Annotated in this window: 23 protein-coding genes and 2 tRNA genes; 2 read left to right on the top strand and 23 right to left on the bottom strand. The window is 66.5% G+C overall.

Annotated elements, in window-relative coordinates:
* Positions 1–19: 19 nt before the first annotated feature.
* The 6 genes from U1707_RS02790 to U1707_RS02815 form a co-directional block, all read right to left on the bottom strand.
* Positions 20–808: a formate/nitrite transporter family protein gene (locus U1707_RS02790; RefSeq protein ID WP_332798599.1), complete on the bottom strand. Its 789-nt coding sequence runs from the start codon at positions 806–808 to the stop codon at positions 20–22.
* On the bottom strand, positions 805–3183 hold the full coding sequence (locus U1707_RS02795) for an FdhF/YdeP family oxidoreductase (RefSeq protein ID WP_332798600.1): 2379 nt from the start codon (positions 3181–3183) through the stop codon (positions 805–807). The genes U1707_RS02790 and U1707_RS02795 overlap by 4 nt, the downstream gene beginning before the upstream one ends.
* A gap of 190 nt (positions 3184–3373) precedes the next feature.
* Positions 3374–3450, bottom strand: a tRNA-Met gene (locus tag U1707_RS02800).
* A gap of 66 nt (positions 3451–3516) precedes the next feature.
* Complete coding sequence (locus tag U1707_RS02805; protein WP_332798601.1) at positions 3517–4038, bottom strand: 2'-5' RNA ligase family protein; 522 nt, start codon at positions 4036–4038, stop codon at positions 3517–3519.
* A 169-nt stretch (positions 4039–4207) separates the two neighbouring features.
* A complete protein-coding gene (locus U1707_RS02810; protein WP_443025652.1) occupies positions 4208–6106 on the bottom strand; it encodes a potassium transporter Kup in 1899 nt (632 codons plus the stop codon).
* A 352-nt stretch (positions 6107–6458) separates the two neighbouring features.
* Entirely contained in the window at positions 6459–6899 is a 441-nt protein-coding gene (locus tag U1707_RS02815) for an Lrp/AsnC family transcriptional regulator (RefSeq protein WP_332798602.1), read from the bottom strand.
* A 127-nt stretch (positions 6900–7026) separates the two neighbouring features.
* Between U1707_RS02815 and ald the strand changes: the two genes are divergently transcribed.
* Positions 7027–8133 carry an alanine dehydrogenase gene (ald, locus tag U1707_RS02820; RefSeq protein ID WP_332798603.1) on the top strand — a complete coding sequence of 369 codons (1107 nt, stop codon included), beginning with the start codon at positions 7027–7029 and terminating at the stop codon, positions 8131–8133.
* Positions 8134–8183: 50 nt separating this feature from the next.
* Positions 8184–8402, top strand: coding sequence for a DUF3072 domain-containing protein (locus tag U1707_RS02825; RefSeq protein ID WP_332798604.1), 219 nt, complete (start codon positions 8184–8186; stop codon positions 8400–8402).
* 110 nt (positions 8403–8512) lie between these two features.
* Here U1707_RS02825 and U1707_RS02830 read toward each other — a convergent pair whose 3' ends face one another.
* The 17 genes from U1707_RS02830 to gspF all read right to left on the bottom strand — a co-directional run bounded on the left by U1707_RS02830 (position 8513) and on the right by gspF (position 21361).
* On the bottom strand, positions 8513–9229 hold the full coding sequence (locus U1707_RS02830; protein ID WP_332798605.1) for a tetratricopeptide repeat protein: 717 nt from the start codon (positions 9227–9229) through the stop codon (positions 8513–8515).
* Positions 9154–9537, bottom strand: a complete 384-nt coding sequence (locus U1707_RS02835) for a cytochrome c-type biogenesis protein (RefSeq protein ID WP_332798606.1) — start codon at positions 9535–9537, stop codon at positions 9154–9156. Before U1707_RS02835 ends, U1707_RS02830 begins: the two co-directional genes overlap by 76 nt.
* 134 nt (positions 9538–9671) lie before the next feature.
* Positions 9672–10199, bottom strand: a complete 528-nt coding sequence (locus U1707_RS02840; RefSeq protein WP_332798607.1) for a DsbE family thiol:disulfide interchange protein — start codon at positions 10197–10199, stop codon at positions 9672–9674.
* A complete protein-coding gene (locus tag U1707_RS02845; RefSeq protein ID WP_332798608.1) occupies positions 10196–12109 on the bottom strand; it encodes a heme lyase CcmF/NrfE family subunit in 1914 nt (637 codons plus the stop codon). The genes U1707_RS02840 and U1707_RS02845 overlap by 4 nt, the downstream gene beginning before the upstream one ends.
* Positions 12106–12552, bottom strand: coding sequence for a cytochrome c maturation protein CcmE (ccmE, locus tag U1707_RS02850; protein WP_332798609.1), 447 nt, complete (start codon positions 12550–12552; stop codon positions 12106–12108). The genes U1707_RS02845 and ccmE overlap by 4 nt, the downstream gene beginning before the upstream one ends.
* A 97-nt stretch (positions 12553–12649) precedes the next feature.
* Positions 12650–13375 (bottom strand): heme ABC transporter permease CcmC, encoded by a 726-nt coding sequence (ccmC, locus tag U1707_RS02855; protein WP_332798610.1) that lies wholly within the window; start codon positions 13373–13375, stop codon positions 12650–12652.
* A 189-nt stretch (positions 13376–13564) separates the two neighbouring features.
* Positions 13565–14614, bottom strand: a complete 1050-nt coding sequence (locus tag U1707_RS02860; RefSeq protein WP_332798611.1) for a Leu/Phe/Val dehydrogenase — start codon at positions 14612–14614, stop codon at positions 13565–13567.
* 112 nt (positions 14615–14726) lie between these two features.
* Positions 14727–14803 (bottom strand) — tRNA-His (locus U1707_RS02865).
* A 65-nt stretch (positions 14804–14868) separates the two neighbouring features.
* Complete coding sequence (gene gspN / locus U1707_RS02870; protein ID WP_332798612.1) at positions 14869–15594, bottom strand: type II secretion system protein N; 726 nt, start codon at positions 15592–15594, stop codon at positions 14869–14871.
* Entirely contained in the window at positions 15591–16067 is a 477-nt protein-coding gene (gene gspM, locus U1707_RS02875) for a type II secretion system protein GspM (RefSeq protein ID WP_332798613.1), read from the bottom strand. The genes gspN and gspM overlap by 4 nt, the downstream gene beginning before the upstream one ends.
* Positions 16064–17170 carry a type II secretion system protein GspL gene (gene gspL / locus U1707_RS02880; protein ID WP_332798614.1) on the bottom strand — a complete coding sequence of 369 codons (1107 nt, stop codon included), beginning with the start codon at positions 17168–17170 and terminating at the stop codon, positions 16064–16066. Before gspL ends, gspM begins: the two co-directional genes overlap by 4 nt.
* Positions 17167–18165: a type II secretion system minor pseudopilin GspK gene (gene gspK, locus U1707_RS02885; RefSeq protein WP_332798615.1), complete on the bottom strand. Its 999-nt coding sequence runs from the start codon at positions 18163–18165 to the stop codon at positions 17167–17169. The genes gspL and gspK overlap by 4 nt, the downstream gene beginning before the upstream one ends.
* Positions 18152–18835, bottom strand: a complete 684-nt coding sequence (gene gspJ, locus U1707_RS02890; protein ID WP_332798616.1) for a type II secretion system minor pseudopilin GspJ — start codon at positions 18833–18835, stop codon at positions 18152–18154. Before gspJ ends, gspK begins: the two co-directional genes overlap by 14 nt.
* Entirely contained in the window at positions 18832–19236 is a 405-nt protein-coding gene (gspI, locus tag U1707_RS02895; protein WP_332798617.1) for a type II secretion system minor pseudopilin GspI, read from the bottom strand. Before gspI ends, gspJ begins: the two co-directional genes overlap by 4 nt.
* Positions 19226–19696 (bottom strand): GspH/FimT family pseudopilin, encoded by a 471-nt coding sequence (locus U1707_RS02900; RefSeq protein WP_332798618.1) that lies wholly within the window; start codon positions 19694–19696, stop codon positions 19226–19228. The genes gspI and U1707_RS02900 overlap by 11 nt, the downstream gene beginning before the upstream one ends.
* Complete coding sequence (gspG, locus tag U1707_RS02905; protein ID WP_332799042.1) at positions 19671–20126, bottom strand: type II secretion system major pseudopilin GspG; 456 nt, start codon at positions 20124–20126, stop codon at positions 19671–19673. The genes U1707_RS02900 and gspG overlap by 26 nt, the downstream gene beginning before the upstream one ends.
* A gap of 8 nt (positions 20127–20134) precedes the next feature.
* Entirely contained in the window at positions 20135–21361 is a 1227-nt protein-coding gene (gene gspF, locus U1707_RS02910; protein ID WP_332798619.1) for a type II secretion system inner membrane protein GspF, read from the bottom strand.
* Positions 21362–21485: the final 124 nt, after the last annotated feature.

Consider the following 21485-nt stretch of genomic DNA (forward strand, 5'->3'; position numbering starts at 1 on the left):
GCAGCCAGGCGAAGATCGATCACTTCGCGGTCGGTACCGTGTCGGTCTTTGCCGCGGCCAGATAGCCGCCGACGACGAACACCAGGCCGCCGATGATGTTGCCGAGGCTGACGATCGCAAGGTTGCGAACCATCCCGGCAATATCGATCGAGGGGTTGGGCACCAACAATCCGAGCGTCAGCGCGGTCATGTTGGCGACCGAATGCTCGAACCCGGCGGCCACGAAGGCCAACAGGATCCACGCCATGGCGATGCACTTGGCGGCGTCGCCCGTCATCCTGGCGGCGGTCCAGATCGCAAGGCAGACGAGCCAGTTGCACAGGATCGCGCGGGCGAGGAGTGCGACGGTACCCGCCTCGACCTTGTGCTGGGCATAGGCGTGGAACATCGTGTCCGCATTGGCGAACACCGCGCCGCCACCGCCGGCTGCGAATACGGCCGACAAGATAAGTCCGCCGACCAGGTTGCCGATCCAGACGACTACGGTCAGCTTAAGGGCATCCCCGATGGTGATGGTCCGGCGTGCAAGACCGAAGCCGAGATACATCACGTACCCGGTAAACAGTTCGGCACCGGCGAACACCGTCAGGATCAGCCCTAGCCCGAAGGTCGCACCCATCACCAGCGGTCGGACGCCCGGTTCGAGCCCCGACCCGGTGCTGAGCGCGAGGATCATCGCGATGCCGATATAGGTGCCCGCCAGGATCGCACCCGCGAAGAAGCCAACGGGAGAGCGCCGAAACGCCGCCGCCTTGGTCGCCGCGAGGGTCGCGTAGGTATCGATCGTCGGCGTGTAACCGGTGCTCATGCGTCTACTCTTACGTTGTCTTGATGGCCGACCACACCCGCACGCGCCACGCCACGGTCCGCCTTGAGGTCGCCGGCTGCGGGACGGACGCTTACCGGAATGGACTTGTACGACGGGGTAAAGCTCTGCGGATCGTGATCCTCGAGCGCGATCAGGGGCTGCGTCTCGGGGTAGTAGGACGCGACGCAACCGTCGGGCAAAGCATAGCGGACCAGCATCAGCTTCTGTACGACACGGTCAGGCCGCGCGAACTGGAGCGCGGTGGCAATGTCGACGATGTCGCCTTCCTTGTGTCCGAGACGCGCCATGTCGCGCTCGTTCATGAACAGGATGTCGCGGCGTCCGAACACCCCGCGGTAGCGATCGTCGAGGCTGTAGACCGTCGTGTTGTACTGATCGTGCGCGCGCAATGTCGTCAGTCGCAGCACGGTTGGATCGCCTGCGCTTTCGTCCTTCTCCACGCCCTTGGCGACGATGAAGTTGGCCTTGCCACTATCGGTCTTCCACTCGCGCATTGCCGCCGAATTGGGGAGGTGGAAACCGCCCGGCTTGCGGATCCGTTCGTTATAGTCGGCAAAGGCCGGGAACACCGCTTCGATCTTGTCGCGGATCAGGCTGTAGTCGCCGACATAGGCGTCCCAGTCGATCTGGATCGGCGTGCGGCCCTTGGCAGCGAAGGTCGCCTTGGCGATCTCGCCGACGATCCAGATCTCCGACTTCACGTTCTCGCCCGGCGGCATCAGGAAGCCGCGCGAGGCGTGGACCATCGACATCGAGTCCTCGACCGTCACCGCCTGCTGGCCGCTAGCCTGCATGTCGAGTTCGGTCCGGCCCAGGCATGGCAGGACGTACGTCGCCTTTGCCATCAGCAACTGCGTGCGGTTGAGCTTGGTGGTGATGTGCACCGCGAGATCGAGGTTGCGGAAGCCTTCCGCACACGCTTGAGGGTCGGACGAGGCGATTGCGAGATTGCCGCCGAGGCAGACGATTGCCTTGGCCATCCCGTCGCGCATCGCAGCGATGCTCTCGACCACCGAATGGCCGTGCTCGCGGGGTGGCTCGAACCCGAACACGTCGCGCATGTTGTCGAGCAGCAACGCCATAGGCCGCTCGGTGATGCCGACGGTGCGATCGCCCTGGACGTTGCTGTGGCCGCGCAAGGGGCAGATGCCCGCGCCGGGGCGGCCCATGTTACCGCGAAGAAGGAGCAGGTTGGCGATCTGCTGAACGTTGGTCGTGCCGGTACGGTGCTGCGTGATGCCCATGCCGTAGCAGCAGATAGCCGCCTTCGACGTCGAATAGGCGAGCGCGACCTCTTCCAGATCGCTGCGGGAAAGCCCGCTGGAGCGTTCGATCTCGGCCCATTCGGTGGTCGCGAGGTCGGCGATATAGTCGTCGAGCCCGGCGGTATGCTCGGCGATGAAGGCGTGATCGAGCGCGGGTTCGCCGCCGGATACCTTGGCCGCGTCGTCGAGGGCGACGAGCGCCTTGGCAATGCCCTTGAGCGCGGCCGCGTCGCCGCCGACCTTCACCTGGTAATAGCTGCTGGCGATCGGTGTTGCTGACATCGTCGCCATCTCGACCACCGATTGCGGCGATTCGAAGCGTTCGAGCGAGCGTTCCTTGAGCGGGTTGAAGACGATGATCTTGCCGCCGCGCTTCGACACTTCGCGCAAGGTCGCCATCATCCGCGGATGGTTGGTGCCGGGGTTGTGGCCGACCGAGAGGATCAGGTCGGCATGATCGAAATCCTCGAGGCTGACCGTACCCTTGCCGATCCCGATCGATTTCGGCAGACCAACCGAAGTCGCCTCGTGACACATGTTCGAGCAGTCGGGAAAGTTGTTGGTGCCGTACAGCCGCACGAACAACTGGAACAGGAAGGCCGCTTCGTTCGAGCAACGGCCCGACGTGTAGAACTCGGCCTGATTGGGATCGGGTACGGCTGCGAGACCAGCGCCGATCTCGCGCATCGCATCGGCCCAGCTCACGACTTCGTAGTGATCGGTGGCGGCGTTGTAGCGGAGAGGCTCGGTAACGCGGCCCTGATCCTCGATCCAGTGATCGCTCTGCTGCCAGATGTCGGACACGCTGTGGGCGGCGAAGAAGTCCGCGCCGATCGTCTTGGCGGTCGATTCCCAGGCCACGGCCTTCGCGCCGTTCTCGCAGAACTCGAAAGACGACGTGTGTTTGGGGTCGGGCCATGCGCAGCTCGGGCAATCGAAGCCGTCGGGCTGGTTCGACTTGAGCAGCGTCTGGCCGCCGCGCACGACGATCTGCTGTGCCTTCAGCGAAACGGCGACCGCCTTCAGCGCACCCCAGCCGCCGGCCGGCCCGGTGTAATCGGCAATCCCGTCAGGACGTTTGTCGCGCATACTCTCTCTCCCGTAAGGCCGGACACGCGTATGCGCCCAAAACACGACACACAGGCTTACCGTTAATCCACGGCAATAGATGGGCATTTTTGGATTGCGAAGACGAGTTTCCCGCAGTTGGTGATCGTCTGCGTTGGTCTGCGGATGAGTTTGACGCGACGGACGAACGACGCCGGCATCAGGTTTTAAATGGTAGCGAAGGAGGGACTTGAACCCCCGACCCCAGGATTATGATTCCCGTGCTCTAACCAACTGAGCTACTTCGCCGTACCGTCCGTCAGGGAAGCATTCTTCCCTGCGAGGCGCGGCCTATAGGAAGCGGTTTCGAGGCGGTCAAGCGAACATGTGCCGCGAAATCGCTTCCCACGGTCCGCCGCGATACCACCACGCCCCCAGACCGGCGATTTCGACGTCGCGCTGGCTGAAATCGCGCTGCAGATTGGCGAGCAGGAGCTTGGCGACCTGGGGACTGACCTTGTTCTGGATCGTGACGTGCGGACGCCAGCCGCCGGCGTCCTGCGGGGTCAGCATACCGGTAAACGCATCAGCGAGCCGAGCGCGGATGTCGATCAGTTCGGGGGATTCGATCCGGTAGGCGACGCCCCGCCCCAGCGACATCAGCCCGCCCACACGCGACTGCGGGGCACGGATGCCCCGCGTCTCCTGGTTCAGGCGGTGCTTGAGTTCGTCGAGCCCCGACGGCGGCAGATGGTGGAACAGCGTCAGATGCGCGTCGAGCTGGTTGCGCTCGGGCGGGAAATGCTCGCGGCGCATGGCATCGAAGAACGCGGTGTCCTGGCGACCGAACAAGGCGGTAACGATGATCGGGGCGACTTCCGTAACGCCTGCCGTCATAGAGACACCCCCCCGGCGAAGGCCGGGGTCCAATTGGGAAACGCCAATGACGAGGGCCACGCTCCGTTACGGCAAACTCTCCAATTGGGCCCCGGCCTCCGCCGGGGGGGAGCAAACGCCCGCAGGATAGGCGCACCGTGCAAGTCCGGGATATGGACGAAATGAGGCATCAAATCTCGACCTGGCTGCCCAACTCGACGACGCGGTTGGTGGGCAGGCGGAAGAACTCCATCGCGCTTTCGGCGTTGCGCAGCATCCACGCGAACAGCTTTTCGCGCCAGAGCATCATGCCGGGCTTGTCCGACGCCAGCAGCGTCTGGCGCGACAGGAAGAAGCTGGTGTCCATCATCTTGAAGTCCGCACCGCAAGTATGGACCTGGCGCAGCGCCGCGGGAACGTCTGCGTCTTCCATGAAGCCGTAGCGCAGCACGAGGCGGTGGAAGCCGTCGCCGAGCTCCTCTCGCACCGCACGATCGTTGGCGGGCCAATAGGGCTGGCCGACGATCTTCACGGTGAGCAGGATGACGCGCTCGTGCAGCACCTTGTTGTGCTTGAGGTTGTGGAGCAGCGCGTGCGGCACGCCGTCCGCGGTCGAAGTCATGAACACCGCCGTGCCGGGCACGCGCGACGCGGACCCTGCCGCCGAACCGATGAACACCTTCATCGGCATAGCCGCCTCGTGCATCCGATCGATCATCAACTGCCGCCCCTTCGACCAGGTGGTCAGGAACGTGAAGATGATGAAGCCCACCAGCAGCGGGAACCACCCGCCGGCCGGCACCTTGGTCAGATTGGCCGCGAAATACGCGCCATCGACGGTGAAGAAGATCGCCAGCAACGGGATCGCCGCAATCTTCGGCCAGTTCCAAAGGCGGAACAGCACCACGCCGAGCAGGCAGGTGTCGATGAACATCGCGCCCGTGACGGCAATCCCGTACGCGCTCGTGAGGTTGGACGAGGTACGGAAGAACAGCACGAGCAGGATCACCATCACCATCAGTGCGCCGTTGACGAGCGGGATGTAGATCTGACCGGCGGTCGAAGCGCTGGTGTGCTCGATGCGCAGGCGCGGGATGAAGCCGAGCTGGATCGCCTGCTGCGTGACGGAGAACGCGCCGGAGATCACTGCCTGCGATGCGATCACCGCCGCCATCGTCGCGAGAATGACGAGCGGGAGCTGGAGACTCTCGGGCGCCAGGTTGTAGAACGGGCTGACGAGCGCCGCCTGCCCGTCGCGGAACAGCAGAGCGCCCTGCCCCATGTAATTGAGGATCAGCGCAGGGAGCACGAAGACCAGCCAGGACAGGCCGATCGGCTTGCGCCCGAAATGGCCCATATCGGCATAGAGTGCCTCGGCACCGGTGACCGCGAGCACGACCGAGCCGAGCGCGAGGAACGCGCGGACGGGATCGATCAGGAAGAACTCGACCGCGTAATGCGGCGACAGGGCCCACAGCACATGCGGTGTCTGGACGATGCTGAGGATGCCGAGCACGGCGATGACGCTGAAATACACCAGCATGATCGGCCCGAACACGAGCCCGATCCGTGCGGTACCGCTTTTCTGCACCCAGAACAGCGCGATCAGGATGACGATCACGATCGGCAGCACCAACCCCCCGAATGCGGGCGCGGCGACCGCCAGGCCTTCGACGGCGGACAGCACCGAGACCGCGGGCGTGATCATGCTGTCGCCGTAGAACAGCGCCGTCGCGAACACGCCGAGCAGAATGATGCCCTTGCTCCAGCGCTTCGTCTTGGTCTTGCCAGAGACGAGCGCGAGTAGCGCGAGACTGCCGCCCTCGCCCTTGTTGTCGGCGCGCATGATGATGATGACGTATTTCACCGTCACGACGATCATCATTGACCAGAACATCAGGCTGATGACGCCCATGATGTGCGCCGCGTCGAGCGCGAGCTTGTGATGGCCGGCGAAGGTTTCGCGGAAGGCGTAGAGAGGGCTGGTGCCGATATCGCCGAAGACGATGCCGATCGCCCCGAAAGCGAGCTTCAGCATGCCGTCGGAGTTGTGATGCCCCGTCTCGAGATCGAGATTGGCGGGTGGCACGGTCGAGGCCGCGGCTGTCTGGTCGACGCTCACTGGACGGTGAATCGACCCGGAAGTGCAGCAATCATCATCGAATTTCCGATTTCACCCTGTGCCCCAAGCGCGCGCATTTAGCATGGGGGGTAGAGGGCGGCAACGCCGCGGCTGGAAACGTGGATTAACGACGGCTGATCGGAGCTGGGGAGAAAGACATGCCAACACTTCCCCCCTCCCTGGGAGGGAGGGGTTGGGGGTGGGTCGGCTTCCGCATTATCGAACGTCGGCGGCACAAGCGGACCGACCCACCCCCGCCCCCTCCCTTCCAGGGAGGGGAGAAGAATCTCGTACGCGTCGATCACCGGTCCGCCGTCGTTCAGCGGGTGACGACCTCGCGGATCACGAAGTGCGAGGCCAGCCGCGTGACGCCGGGCAGTTGCGACAGCGTTTCGCGGTGGATGCGTTCGAACGTCTCGCCGTCGCGGATCTCGACGTGGAGCATGTAGTCCGCCTCGCCGCTCATCAGGAAGCATTGCACGACCTGCGGGCAGTCGACGATCTCCGCCTCGAATGTCGCCATCGTTTCCTGGCGCTGGTCGCGGAGGGTCACGTTGACGAGCACGATGCTCGGGTCGCCACGCGCGGCCCTGGACAGGACGGCGCGGTAGCCGACGATCGCGCCGCTTTCCCGCAGTTGCGCGACGCGGCGGTGCGCAGCGCTGGCCGACAGACCGACCGCGTCGCCAAGCTCGGCGCTGGTCAGGTCGGAATTGGCCGCCAACAGGTCCAGGATCCTGCGTTCGATCGTGATGCTCAAGGTTTTCCCGTTTCGACGACAGCGAACGCATTTATCGTGCAAGGACGCTACCGTATTGCGACAAATTTGCGAACCCTTCCCGTCCAAGGCGCGCTACTATCGCGCAAACGATAATGGAGTGGAATCAATGCGCGTCGGTGTCCCCAAGGAAATCAAGAACCACGAATATCGCGTCGGCCTGACGCCGCCGTCGGTCGCCGAACTGGTCGCGGCCGGCCACGAGGTCGTCGTCGAGACGCAGGCCGGATCGGGGATCGATTTCGAGGACCCGGATTATGTCGACGCCGGTGCGACGATCCTGCCGACCGCGGCGGCGGTGTTCGCCGGTGCCGACATGATCGTGAAGGTCAAGGAGCCGCAGCCGAGCGAAATCGCAATGCTCGAACCGCGCCACCTGCTGTTCACCTATCTGCACCTCGCCGCCGACAAGCCGCAGGCCGAGGGGCTGATGAAGTCGGGCGCGACCTGCATCGCGTATGAGACCGTCACCGACAATCGCCGCGGGTTGCCGTTGCTGAAGCCCATGTCCGAGGTCGCGGGCCGCATGTCGGTGCAGGTCGGTGCGCATTATCTCGAGAAGGAGCAGGGCGGACGCGGCGTCCTGCTCGGCGGCGTTCCGGGTGTTGCGCCGGCGAAGGTCGCGATCCTGGGCGGCGGCGTTTCGGGCGTCAACGCGGCGCAGATGGCGGTCGGCATGCGCGCCGACGTGACGATCTACGACATCTCGAACGATCGTTTGGCCGAACTCGACATGTTCTTCTCCAGCCAGATCAAGACAGCGTATGCGTCGAAGGCGGCGATCGCCGCAGCGGTGAAGAACGCGCATCTGGTGATCGGTGCGGTACTAGTGCCCGGCGCAGCGGCGCCCAAGCTCGTGACGCGCGAGATGCTGAAGACGATGAAGCGCGGTTCGGTGCTGGTCGACATCGCGATCGACCAGGGCGGCTGCTTCGAGACGAGCCACGCGACCACGCATGAGGACCCGGTGTTCGAGGTCGACGGCGTGATCCATTACTGCGTCGCCAACATGCCGGGCGCGGTGGCGCGAACCTCTGCGTTCGCGCTCAACAATGCGACGCTGCCGTTCGCGCTGAAGCTCGCCAATCTGGGTGCCGAGGCGGCGATGAAGGCCGATCCGCATCTCGCCAACGGGCTGAACGTCTACAAGGGCAAGATCGCCTACAAGGCGGTCGCGGATGATCTAGGTTTACCTTACGAAGCATGGGCCGGATAATCGGGAACACATGCGGAACACGGGTGTTGGACAGGGGAAAGGAATTACCAATGTCCGACACACCGAACCCTAAGTCCGAACCGTTCTCGAACGCCGAGAAGGACCCGGACGACTGGACCACCGGCGACGAGAAGATGACCGGTGCGCAGGCAAGCTACCTCAAGACGCTGTCCGAAGAAGCGCATGAGGAATTCGACGAAACGCTGAGCAAGGCGGATGCTTCGAAGAAGATCGACGAGCTTCAGTCGAAGACCGGCCGGGGGCAGTAAGCCCTCCTTACCGTCACCCTTCTTCCGTCATCCCGACGAAAGTCAGGATCCAGAGCCGAATAGCTTAACGTTCATGGCTCTGGATCCTGGGTCGAGCCCAGGATGGCGAACTATCTTTGGCCTGCGTTGGCCATGTCCTGCATAGCCAGAAACCGATCCAGCAACGCGAGCCGCGTGGTAATCTCGCCCCGATACGAAATGTCGGATGGCGTCAAGGCAAGCGCCTTAGCCCAATACGGTCGTGCCTTTTCGAACTCCCCCGCCCGCACATACGCCAGTCCTAGAAAGAACGGTGGCGCCGGATGCTTGGGCGCCAGGCGCGCCGCCTGTTGATAGGCAAATAGCGCCGACGGCGAAACCTGATTGCCGTCATGCGCGGCCAGCGCGTTGGCGAGTCCGGTCCACAATACGAGGCTCTTCGGCGCGATGCGGATGCCGCCGAGCAGCACTCGCACCGCCGCGCGGCGATCGCCGATCCGCGTCATCGCATCCGCCGCGACCAGATACGCAGCCGCGCCGGTATAACGCTCCAGCATCCGATCGCGCAGGTCGAGCATCGCACTATCGTCGGGCGTCGGTGCGAGCCCGGTCGATACCGTGTGGCCGACAAGTCCCGGCTGTCCCTGCCACGCATAGCCCGCCGCGCCGAGCATCAGCGCGGATGCGACCATGGACCATAGAACGCGGTCCACCTTCCACGCGAGCAGCGCGAACGCCCCTGTGCCGATCGCGGCGAGCCAGACATACCCCATCAGCGCACCCTCCGCCGAAAGCTTGACCGCGCGATCCAGCCGCCGATCGCGAGCAGCACGATCGGTGCGAGCCATAGCGGCCACGTCAGCCCCGACAATGGCGGGTCGTAGGTCACATACTCCCCGTACCGAGCCACCAGCCAGTTGCGGATCGATACAGGCTTTTCCCCGCGCTCGATCCGTTCGCGGACGAGCGCGCGCATGTCGGCGGCCATGTCCGCGTCGCTATCGGCGATCGACTGGCCCTGACAGACGAGGCACCGCAACGTCTCCATCAGCGCACGGGCGGAGGCTTCCTTGGCGGGGTCGGCGAGTTGCACGTTTGCGTAGTGCGCGGGCGGCGTGGCCGGCTGCGCAGCGGCGGGTGAGATGCAGAGCAGCAACGCCGCAGCAATCTCCCCTCCCGCTCGCGCGAGGGGTCGGGGGAGGGCAGGACCCGGACGCGGGGTTGGCGAGAGTTTAGAAGCCCCTCCCCTAACCCCTCCCGCAAGCGGAAGGGGGATGAAGTGCGAGCGTCTCACCGCGCGTCCTTCACGGCTTGCACGATCTCAGCGACGTTCTCCGGTCGGATGTCGCCGATGATCTGCTTCACGACGATCCCGTGGCCGTCGATCACGAACGTCTCGGGCACGCCCGACGAGCCTAGCGCCATCTGTACCTGGCTGGCCCGATCGCTGCCGATCCGCTCGTACGGATCGCCATTGCGGCGGAGGAATCCCGCGATCGCCGGCCCGGTGTCGCGGATCGCGATCGCGTCGACAGGTACGCCCATAGCCTTCAACCGCATCAGTTGCGGCGCCTCCGCGATGCACGGGATGCACCAACTCGCGAACACGTTGAGCAAGCGCGGCTTGCCCTGCCGGAACGACGCGCTGCTCAAACCCGGTTTGCCGGGGACCATCGCCGGCAACGCGAAATCGGGGAGCGGTTTGCCGACCATCGCGGAGCGGACCGTCTTTTCAGCCGGACGGAACAGCCCGCTCGCAACCACCGCGAACAGCAGCGCGAAGATTGCGAGCGGTGCCCAGAGTGCAAAACGCTTCATGCCCATTCATTCCGTATCGCGGTCCGGCGCTCGCGGCGCCACCGCCCGAGCAGCGACAGCATCCCGCCCAGCGCGATCAGGACGCCGCCGAACCAGATCAGCGTCACGAACGGTTTCCACCAGAGGCGAAGCTGCCACCGTCCCTGCCCGTCCGGCTGACCGAGCACGGTGTAGAGCTGGCCATCGAGTACCGTCAGGATGGCGGACTCGTTCGTGCTGGTCGGCGGGTTGGCAAAGAAGCGGAGTTGCGGCCGCAGGATACGCACGCTGTCGCCGCGCGTCGCGGTCAGGCGCGCTTCCAGTGCCGACCAGTTCTCGCCGATCACGGGAGATATCCCGTCGAGCGTCACGGTGTACGGCCCCACGCGCGCCAGCTCTCCCGCGCGCACCGCGACCAGCGTCTCCTTGGTGAAAGCGCTGTCCGACGCCATCCCGGAAAGGCTGACCGCGATGCCGAGATGCGCGAGGACCATGCCGTAGGTGAACAGCGGCGTGCGCTTCAACTTGCGCTTCCACAGCGGCGCTACGCTGGCGACGGCGAGCCCGGCCGCGAGCGACAGACCCGCCCAAGGCAGCACGCCCGGCCAGACGAACAGCAACGCGAGCGCCGCGATCAGCGTCGCGCCGATCGGCAGCATCACGCGGCCCAGCACCGCCTTCGCATCGTCCCGCCGCCAGCGCAGCAACGGCCCGACCGCCATCACGGCGACCAGCAACAATGCGATCGGCCCCGCCGCCTTGTTGAAGAACGGCGGCCCGACCGAAAGCTGGACGTCGAAGCTCGCCGCGACGATCGGATACAGCGTGCCGATCAGGACGATCCCGAGGATGACCGATAGCAACAAATTGTTCGCGACAAGACCGCCCTCACGGCTGACCGGGTCGAAGGTCGTGCCTGCGCGCACGGACCCGATTCGGGCCGCAAACAGGGCCAGCGCGCCGCCGATGTAGATCGCGAGCAACGCCAGGATGAACGCGCCACGCTCCGGGTCGACCGCGAACGCGTGGACGCTGGTCAGGATGCCCGAGCGCACCAGGAACGTGCCGATCATTGACATCGAGAAGGCGACCACCGCCAGCATGATCGTCCAGGCGCGCAGACCGTCGCGGGTCGCCAGCACGGTCACGGAATGGAGCAAGGCGGTCGCGGCAAGCCACGGCATCAGCGACGCGTTCTCGACCGGATCCCAGAACCACCAGCCGCCCCAACCGAGCTCGTAATACGCCCAATAGCTGCCCGCGGTGATGCCGAGCGTCAGGAATATCCACGCGATCAGCACCCAGGGCCGCATCGCCTTGGCGAACGCTGGCCCCACGTCGCGGGTGACCAGTGCGCCGACGGCGAACGAGAACGCGACCGAGAGGCCGACATACCCGATGTAGAGCGTCGGCGGATGGAACGCCAAGCCGGGGTCCTGCAACAGCGGATTGAGCCCGAGGCCGTTCGGTGCGGCCGGGTTCAACCGCGCGAACGGGTTCGAGGAGAACAGCAGGAACGCGTAGAAGCCGAGCGCGATCGTCGCCTGTGCGCCGAGCGTCGCGGTCAGCGTGCGCTTGGGCAGCGCGCGTTCGAAGATCGCGACCGCGCCGCCTGCCACTCCGAGGATCGTTACCCACAGGAGCATCGAACCCTCGTGATTGCCCCATGCGCCGGCGAACTTGTAGAGCCAGGGCTTGGCGGAATGGCTGTTCTCGACGACCAGCTTCACCGACATGTCGGAGTCGAGGAACAGCTCGATCAGCAACGCCATCGCCAGCAGCGCGAGCAGGCCCTGGACGATGGCCACCGGTCGCACCGCGGCGGCCACGTCGTCACGGCCGCGGGCGATACCGATCGCCGCCATCGCCAACTGCAACGCCGCCAGCGCGCCCGCGAACCAGAGCGCGGCCAGGCCTGCTTCGGCGATCATCGCCGTGCGTCCGGTTCGAGCGTCTTGGTTTCATGCATCTTGCCGGCCATCTGCGGCGGCATGTATTTCTCGTCGTGCTTGGCCAGCAGGTTCGAGGCGACGAAGCTGCCGTTCGGCTGGAACTGGCCTTCGGCAACGACGCCCGACTTCTCGCGGAACAGGTTGGGGACGATCCCGGCGAAGACGACGGGGGTGGTCGCCTGCCCGTCGGTGACGACGAAGTGCACGGTGACGCCGTCAGCGGCGCGCTGCACCGAACCGTCCTCGACCATCCCGCCGAGCCGGACCGCGCGGCCGAGCGGCAGGCCGTCGCGGCGGACGTCGGAGGGCGCGTAGAAGAACGCGGCTTGATCCTTCAGCGCCGACAGCGCGAGCAACCCCGCGACGACGACCGCGCCGAGCGCCAGCAGCGCCAGTGTCAGGCGTTGGTGCTTGGCTTTCATCGCTCGGCCTTACGCATCGCCAGATAGCTCAGCAACGCGATGATCGCGCCGCCTCCGAGCGTCACGACATACGCGGCAGTCACGAACGGCCAGGGGTTCATGCGCGCGCCATCCTGCGCATCCGAACTTCGGATTTCGCGACGGCAAGCATCGTCCGCATCCGCATCAGCACGATTCCCGCGAAGACGAGGGTGAAGCCAACAAGCATGATCGGCAGCGGCCACAGGATCGAGCCGTCGATCGTCGACTGGGTCAGGCCGATGCTCGGTCCCTGGTGCAGCGTGTTCCACCACACCACCGAATAGCGGATGATCGGCAGCAGCGCCGAGCCGGCGATCCCGTAGAGCGCGGGGATACGGCCGTCGCCGCCACGGTCGGCATCGGCCTTCGCCAGCGCCATGTAGCCGAGATAGACGAAGAACAGCAGCAGCATCGAGGTCAGCCGGCCGTCCCATTGCCACCACGTTCCCCAGGTCGGCCTGCCCCATATCGAACCGGTCATCAGGCAGAGCGCGGCGAAGACGGCGCCGGGCAGCGCGATCGCACGCGCGGCGATGCTGGCGAGCGGGTGACGCCAGACGAGCACCATGATGCTGGAGATCGCGATCCCGCTCCACCCGCCCATGCCGAGCCAGGCGGCGGGGACGTGGATGTAGAGGATGCGGACCGTCTCGCCCTGAAGATAATCGGGCGGGGTCTGCGTAAGGCCGGCCCAACAGCCCAGCGCGATAACCGCGACGCCCGCCCAGAAGAGCAGCGGCGTCAACGGCTTGGCGATCTTCAGGAAGCGCGCGGGGTTTGCGAAGGCGTGTAGGGTGGCCACTGGAGACAGCCTTATGGGCTTAATTCGCTGACGTCACGCGGGGACTTTTTACCCTCTCCCCTCGGGGAGAGGGAGGGGCCCGCCGCACTTGCGGTGGGAGGGTGAGGGGGAGTGAGGCTCGGGTCGTTCGCCCCAACTCCCCTCATCCGGCACTTCGTGCCACCTTCTCCCCGGAGGGGAGAAGGACGCTCAGCGGCCGATTAAGCGCTTTGCGATCGAGTCCGCCACGTCCGAGGAGGGTTCACCCGAACGATCGCTTTCATCCCAGACCTGGATCAGGCGCTCGGGGATGCGGGCGATCCGCGCCTTCACCTCGGCCTCGTCGCCTTGCCCGAGATATTCCAGGCCGACGTTGATGATCCCGCCGGCGTTGATCACGTAGTCGGGTGCGTACAGGATACCGCGGGCATGGAGCCGCGCGCCGTCTTCGCGAACACTCAGCTGGTTGTTCGCGCCACCCGCGACGACCTTCGCCTTCAGCGCGGCGATCGACATCTCGGTCAGGATCGCGCCGAGCGCGTTCGGGCTGAAGATATCCGCCTCGGTCGTCAGGATCGCCTCAGCGGCAACCGCGGTCGCGCCGAGTTCGCCGGCGAGCTTCTGCGCCCGGCCCTCGTCAACGTCAGCCAGCGTCAGCACCGCGCCGTCCTTCGCCAGCAGCCGCGCGAGACCGCCGCCGACCGAACCGACGCCCTGGATCGCGATGCGGACGCCCTTCATGTCGGTCGCGCCGAGGCCGCGCTGCGCCGCCGCCTTCACGCCGAGATAGATACCGAGCGCCGTGTAGGGCCCCGGATCGCCACCGGCAGCGCCGCTTGCGACCGGCAGGCCCGAGACGTAGCGGGTCTGCGTCGCGATCACTTTCATGCGCTGTTCGGACATGCCGACGTCTTCCGCCGTCACATAGCGCCCGCCGAGCGAATCGACCGCGCGACCGAACGCCTCGAGCTGTGCGGTCGTGATGACGTCGCCGGGCTTGGCCGCGAGGACCACGCCCTTGCCGCCGCCGAGTTCGAGGCCGGCCATCGCATTCTTGAAGCTCATGCCACGCGACAGGCGCAGCGCGTCGGTTACCGCGCGGCCGTTATCAGCATAGTGCCAGAAGCGCGTGCCACCGGCGGCCGGGCCCAGTTTGGTCGAGTGCAGCGCAATCACCGCGCGCAAGCCCGATTCGGGATCGGTGAAGGCATGAACGCCCTCGTGGTCGTCGAAATCGGGAAGGTCCCAAACCGCTGTCATCGCCGGCTCCTGAGGAGAATAAAATTACCGGGAGGCGAAATATTATTTTCTCGAGGCTTTTACCAGCCCAAAGCGCCCGCGCTGCAGGCACATACGAAAATAACGGGAATAATGGGGCGACCGACGGGACTTGAACCCGCAACATCCGGCATCACAAGCCGACGCTCTAACCAATTGAACTACGACCGCCGCGTAGGCGCTGCCCCCTAGCGGGGGTCGCCGCCTCCCGTCAACCGCCGACTTGCATTAACGCGTTAAAAACGTCCTTCGATGGCGAGCCGATAGCCGTTCGGGCCGCTCACAAAGCCGGCCTGTTCGAGCTTCTGGACTGCCAGCGGGTCGGACGGGCGCAGCGACAGTTCGGCGCGGTAGGTGCCCGCCCCTTCGATCCGCAGCGCGATGCCTTCGGTACCGGCCTGGCTCGTCAGCGGCAGGAGCAGCGCGGTGCCATCACAGCGCGCGGTGCCGCTGACCGATTGCGGCAAGGCGATCCCGCCGACGCCGCCCGCCAGCGTCGCGCGGACACGGCCTTCGGCGGATTCGCACTGGCCGTCGCGGAAGCGAACCGAGACGTCGTCGAGGTCGAGCGCGGACACGGGCACCGGTGCGAACAGCCGGCCGGTCGCGACAGTGGCGGTCATGTGATCGACGCCGAAGCCGTGGCGACTGACGCTTGCCGACCCGCGCAAGGGCCTGGCGGACACCGCCTCGGGACCCGCGAAGACGATCGTCGCGCGGCCGATCAGCAGCGGCAATGGCGACAGCCGCGCGTGCAGGTTGCCGAGCGCGAGATCGCCGAACCGTGCCTCGGTCAGCGTCGCACCCCAGATCGTGCCCGACACGCGGCGTGCGACCAGCCCTTCATCGCCGACACCGACCCAGCCGAGCACCGCGCGCATCGGCAGGAAAACGATCAATGCGATCAGCAGCATGCCCCCGAACAACGCCGCAGGGCCGGTCCGCATCCGAATCCGCCTCATGCCGCGCGTGCCTTCAACGTGAGCGCGACGCCGACGGTCTGGTCGCCCTTGTCGGTCATCGCAACAGAATCGACGAGAATGCCGAGCCGTTCGAGCCGCGCCAGCCATGCGACGAGCGCGGCCGGTCGTGCCGACTGGATACCGATACGCACGCGGCTGGCCCCATCCTGATCGAGCGATGCGAGGGCAAAGCCGGCCTGGTCGGCCTCGGCCCGTACCGTGTCGGCGAGCGTACCGGTCAACGGCGTCGCCCGCGCCCGCTGGATATCGCGCAACGTCGCGACCTGTGCGCGGGTCTCGCCGAGCCGGGTGACGGCATCGGCATGGCGTTCGCGGGCGCTCGACAGTCCGTCACCGACCGGCCGGATGATCAGCGCCCAGAGCAACGTCAGTACCGCGAGCGCCGCCATCACGAGCAGCAGGCGACGTTCGCGTAGCGAGCGCCCCTCGAACCAGGTCTTCAGTCCGGTCATCGTGTCACTCCCGACGGGCTGCTTGAACCTGGGCTAACCGTGAGTTCGCCGGTCACGCGGCCGGCCGCCGCCTGGAACACGCCCGCGCGTACCGAGAAGCCTGCGACTTCCAGCGCGCGCTTCAGGTCCGTCGCCAGCGCCTCGCGCTCGACCGCCACCGACAAGCGCAGGTCGCCGTTCGCCTGGAAATCGAGCCCGGTGACTTCTGTGCCGGGTGTCGCGCGTACTGCGGCGAATACCGCCGCGGTCGTGTTGGTGAAGCCAAGCCCCGGCCCGCGCACGCGCGACAGGCGTTCGTCGAGCTGGCGGCTGGCGTCGACCACCGTCTCGCCGCGTGGCAGGCCGGTGACGGCGACGGTATTGGCCTCCGCTTCCAGTGCGTCCGCACCAAAGCTGTACTTGGCGATGCGGACGAGCGAGATCGCCAGCGTCACGGCGAGGATCGTCAGCGCCAACAGCGCCAGTCGCCGGATCAGTCCCCAGTCGACCCCGAACCGACGACGGCGCGCGAATGGGCCCTGCCGCAGGTCCAGCGTCGGCGACGCGGCGGCGGCAACGATCGCGGCCTCCAGCGTATCGCGCGCGATTGTCGCCGGCGCAGTGCCGCCCGTCACCAGTTCGGTCAGTCGCGCCTCGTCGGCGAACCCGCTCGACGTACCGCGCACCACGCCCCTGCCCGCAACGTCCGCCCGCGCGTATCCCTCGTTCGGTCGTGGGAGCAGCATCGGGGCGGGAATGACGGCGACGGGATCGACTCCCGCCTCCGCCAGCATCCGAAGCCAGTCGCGCATCGTCGCCGTGCCGACTACCCCGATCGGCCGGTCGGCGGCGCCTTCGTCGCCGACCGCGACGTGCAGTTCGGCGAGCGGCGATGCACTTGCCTCGCTCGCCAGGATACGCGCGGCGGCGGTCGCCTGCGCCACCGAGCGCGACGGCAGTTCCGCCCAGTGCAGCGTCACCGCATCGGCCGGCGCCACCGCGATCGTCTCGTCGTCGGCGGCGATATCGGGGATCCCCTCCCCCTCGCCGACCACGCGCGCGTCGGCGACGCGCATCCAGCGGAATCCGGTCTCGCCGGCAGGGAGGAACACTAATGTCGTCATGATGGCTCGCCCCATTGCCGCGATACGAGCTGCGCGGGAAGCCGGTTCGCGTCGATCAGCGCACGTTCCTGCATTTGAGTGGTGCCGAGCGTCACGTCGATATCGAGCGTGAACCATTTCGACGTCACCGCCGCATCCACCCCAGGCGCGATATTGGCGGCGCCGAGCAGCGACGCGCCCTTCTGCATTTCGTCGAACGTCGCATAGCCCTGCACCGGTCGCCGCAGCAGCAGTTGCTGGGCGGCGCCGACCGACAGCGTATCGGGATACATCATTGCCAGCAGCACGCCCTGTTCGGGCAGCAGGGTGTTGACGTTGATCGGCGATGGCCTGGCGAAGGGCAGCGTGCAAATCCACGGACGGATCTTCGCGTAGATTTCTGGCGTCATGCCGGCGATCGGACGCAGTTCGCTGGGGTCGCTCATCAGCGTACCGGCGGTGCGATACGACGGGTCGCGCCCGAGATACGCGCCGTCCTCGGCACCCATGGGCTGCTGGTCCTGATCGCTGTCGATCCAGTCCGTCGTACCCGCCGCGACCTGTTCGGCGACCTGGACCGGCACGTCGAGCAACCGCATCAGCCGGACGAACTGTGGTCGCACCTCGCCGCGGGCGACATAGACGCCCGGGGTCGTCATGGCGACCAGCGCGTTCAGGTTGAAGCAGTTCGCGCCATCGCGGACGCGCGCGGTGGCAAAACCACCTGGCACCGGCAGACCGAACGGCGTGTTGCTCCAGCCGCCCGCCAGCGTGACTCGCTTGGGACTTTGCGCGAGCAGGTTGGAGACCCGGGTCAACGCCATCGTCTCGGCTGCGAACGCAAAGGCGCGCGCCTGCTCGCCGGTCGCGGCATTGCCCGCGAGGCGGGTCGAGAGGCGCAGTTTCTCCAGCGCGGCGCCCGCCATCACCGCGATGATCGCGACGAGCATCAGGACGGTTAGCAACGCGGCGCCCCGCTCCTGCCCGCGATGGCCGGGGCGATCAGGTACGCGCACCGGGCGTCTCCTGCGCTGGCGTGCCGGGCGGCGGCGTAGTCGATGGGCCGGCTCCATCGGCCGGCGCGGGGACATAGCTTGTGCCGACGAGGAACATCTGACGGAATTGCGTACCGTCGTCGCGCTGGACGGTGAGTTCCATCGCGTCGGGCAACGACCTGCCGCTGGCGCCGTCCCAGCGGTCGGTCCAGGCCCCGGCGAAGCGGTAGCGTAGCCCGACCTGGCGAACGCGGGTGAGCAGTGCCGCAGGGGGCAGCGGCTGCGCGCCGTCGATCATCGGATAGGCAATCCGCTGGAACGTCCCCCCGTCGACGCGATAGGCGACCTTCTGCAGGCTGGAACGCGCCGCGCCGTCGATATTGCTCCAGCCGGTGCGGACTAGGCGGAGCATCGGCGTGACGCCCGACCCGCCTTCGCCGATGAACGCGGGGACGCTGATGCCGGCCTCGTCGCGACTGGCGCGGTTCGAAGCCTGGGCGAGATCGGCGGACAGGATCGACATGGTCCGGGTGAGCGCGCTGATGTCGTCGAGCTTGGCGCCGGTGCTGCTCTGCGCCTTCACGCTGAACGACAGGATCGCGACACCGGCGGCGGCGATCATGCCGAAGATCATGAGCGAGACCATGACTTCGACGAGCGTGAAGCCGGCCTCGGATTTTGCGTGCGTCACATCACCATCCGCGGCGCCGGTCGCACCATCGTCAGGCGGCCGAGTTGCGTGCCGGTCCGGTCGGCGACCGCCACGTCGATCCGCAACACGCTCGATCCGCCGAGCGCGCTGACCTGCCGCGTCCACGTCCAAGGCTGGCCGCCGTTGGTCTCGACGCCAGTGACGCGGCCTGCGGTCGGGGGCTGCGTGGCGGTCACCGCGTCGATCGCGACGTTGCGCGCGACCATCTGCGCGACGAGCGTTTCGTCGAGGATCGAGGCGCCGCGGATCGTTGCGCTCTCCAGACGCACGAGCGCCATCGCCGCGAGGCTGAAGACTGCCAGCGCGACCATGATTTCGATCAACGTGAAGCCGTGTTCGGCGTAACGTCGACAAAGCGTGAAGCCGCGCTCAGCCTGCATCGGCTCTTACGCTACCGTCGGCGTCGATGTGGACGGTCGCCGCGACGCCGCCACGATCGAGGCGGATCTCCGCAGGGCGATCGACGAGGCCGGTCGGGTCGAACGTCACGCGCATGCGACCGCTGGTGTCGCCGATGATGGCTCTCGTACCGTCGTTCCAGCGTTCGACGCGCATCGGCTTCTCGGCGATCGGCGTCCAGCCGCCCGCGAGCCGCCGGTCGAAACCGTAACCGCCGCCGCTGATCCAGACGCTGACCGGGCGTGCCTCGACGATCGCCGAATCATGCGCCGCGCGGGCGCGCAGGGCAAAACGGGTCGCCTCGTCGAGCACGCGGCCGCGCGGGTCGGGCATGACAAGCACGGCCACCGCAGACGCCAAGCCGATGATCGTAACCACGACCATCAGCTCGACCAGCGTAAAACCAGCCTGCCGCTTATTGCCAGCTGCCGATATCGGCATCGATCCCCTCGCCGCCTTCCTTGCCGTCCGCCCCGAAGGTCCAGACGTCGGCTTCGCCATGTGCGCCGGGCGACGCGTAGAGATACGGGCGGCCCCAGGGATCGTTCGGCAGCTTCTTCAGATACCCGCCACGCTGATAGCGCGACGGATCAGCGAGGCCGGCGGGCGCCGACACAAGCGCATTGAGGCCCTGCGTGGTGTTGGGGAAGGTCATGTTCTGGAGCTTGTAGAGTTCCAGCCCGCCCTCGATCTGGGCGATGTCGGCCTTCGCCTTCTGGATCCGCGCAGTGTCGCCCGAGGGCAGCACGTTGAGGGCGACGATGGTCGCGAGCAGGCCGATGATGACGATCACGACCATCAGCTCGACGAGGGTAAAGCCGGCTTCGCGTTTTTTGCGGAGTTCGGGACGTTTCTTGGCTTCGGGACGCATGAACAACCTCATTGTCCGGCCAGCGTGTTGAGCTGGAGGATCGGGAGCAGGATGGATAGCACGATCGTCGCGACGATGCCGCCCATCACGACGATGATAAGCGGTTCGAGCAACGAGAGCGCGGTGGCGGTGAACCGGTCGAACTCTCGCTCGAGATAATCGGCGGCGCGCTCCAGCATCTCGTCAAGGCGGCCAGCCGCTTCGCCCGATGCCGCAAGATAGGTCAGCAGCGGGGGGAAGACGCCGGCGCGGCGCATCGCGGCGGACAGCGAGCCGCCGCCGCGGATCGCCTCGACGATCTGGTCCGAAGCCAGGCGCAGGCGGCGATTGTGGATCGTGCTGGCGGTCAGGTTGAGGCCGTCGAGCAGCGGCAATCGGCTCGCGACCATCGTGCCGAGAGTGCGTGCCATCCGTGCTGCGTGAAGGTCGCGCAGGAGACGCCCGAGCAGCGGGATGCGGAGCAGCCAGCCGTCGAACGCGAGCCGGATCGTCGGGTCCTTGAGCGCCTGCCACCCCGCCAGCCCGCCGCCCACGACGATCAGCAGCATCACCCACCAATAACCGACGAGGAACGCGGAGAACGCCATCACCATCCGCGTCAGCAGCGGCAATTGCTGGCCGACCGTGTCGAACTGCTCGACCACCTGTGGCACGACGAACATCATCAGCGCCGTGACCACGCCGAACGCGACGAGCGCGAGAATCGCGGGATAGGCGAGCGCGGTGATCAGCTTGCCGCGGATCTCGGCCTGGCGCTCGAGGAGCGCGGCGAGACGGTCGAGGATGGTCGGGAGCGAGCCCGAGCTTTCGCCGGCCGATACCATCGCGCGGTAGAGCGGCGGGAAGCTTTTGGGTTCGCGCGCCATCGCGTCGGCGAGGCGGCGGCCTTCGACGACGCCGGCGTGGACGTGCTGGACGATCGTGCGGACGCTGTCCTGCTCGGTCTGGCGGGTGATCGTGCGGAGCGACTCTTCCAGCGGGGAGACGCGATTGAGGGTGGCGAGCTGGCGGGTGAAGAGCGTGAGGCTCTTGCCCGACATCTTCGGCGTGCCGAGCTGGAGGCCGAACAGCGGGCGGCCCTTCGAGGCCTGCGGCGGCGCGCCGGGGGTGATCTTCACGACGTAGAATTTGCGCGCGTCGAGCGTCGCACGTGCGACGTCGATGTCCGCGGCGGCAACGTGGCCGCGGCGTTCGGCGCCCTTGGTATCGATCGCGATGTAATCGAAGTCCGCCATTATCCTCCCCTGCAAGGGGAGGGGGACCGCCGCGAAGCGGTGGTGGAGGGGGCGTGCCGCGCACGTTGCGTTGCGCTGCTGGCGGCGCACCGCTGGTGGTGCGAACGTGGTGAGCCCCCTCCAC

The organism is Sphingomonas sandaracina (assembly GCF_036663695.1).
In the GTDB taxonomy this organism is placed as follows: Bacteria; Pseudomonadota; Alphaproteobacteria; order Sphingomonadales; family Sphingomonadaceae; genus Sphingomonas.